1 rRNA gene is annotated in these 575 nt (G+C 54.3%); it reads right to left on the bottom strand.

From position 1 onward, the window contains the following. Positions 1–260 (bottom strand): 16S ribosomal RNA (locus IE142_RS35610); the annotation flags it as partial. Positions 261–575: the final 315 nt, after the last annotated feature.

Here is a 575-nt window from a genome sequence, read left to right as displayed (position 1 = left end):
TACCCCGCCGACTACCTGATAGGACGCGACCCCATCCCATGCCGCAAAGGCTTTCCCAACACACCATGCGGTGCGATGGAGCATCCGGCATTACCACCCGTTTCCAGGAGCTATTCCGGTGCATGGGGCAGGTCGGTCACGCATTACTCACCCGTTCGCCACTCTCACCACCAAGCAAAGCCTGATGGATCCCGTTCGACTTGCATGTGTTAAGCACGCCGCCAGCGTTCATCCTGAGCCAGAATCGAACCCTCCACAAAAAAACTTTGCAGAAAGCCAACATGTGACTCTCAAAAACAAGAAAATTGACGATCGCCTTATAAGGAAAGGCGCATCGCACGAAAACCTCACCGTCCTTCAAGGCCTCCCGGCCACTCGCGAACGAGCGGACGATGAACTGGCAATCATTGACTATAAAGAAGTAGTACAAATACGCTCTTGAGTTCTCAAACCACCACCACTCACCCGCCTCGAGGAACCCCAACCGGGGAACCACTCGCCGAGCGGCAGCGAAGAGTCAATTTACACGAACCCCGGCGATCACGCAAATCGACCCTTCCAAAGATACCCTAAAA

Source organism: Streptomyces mutabilis (assembly GCF_014649815.1).
In the GTDB taxonomy this organism is placed as follows: domain Bacteria; phylum Actinomycetota; class Actinomycetes; order Streptomycetales; family Streptomycetaceae; genus Streptomyces; species Streptomyces mutabilis.
Note: the sequence above shows the minus strand (reverse complement) of the source record. Positions and strands in the feature narration are given on the sequence as shown.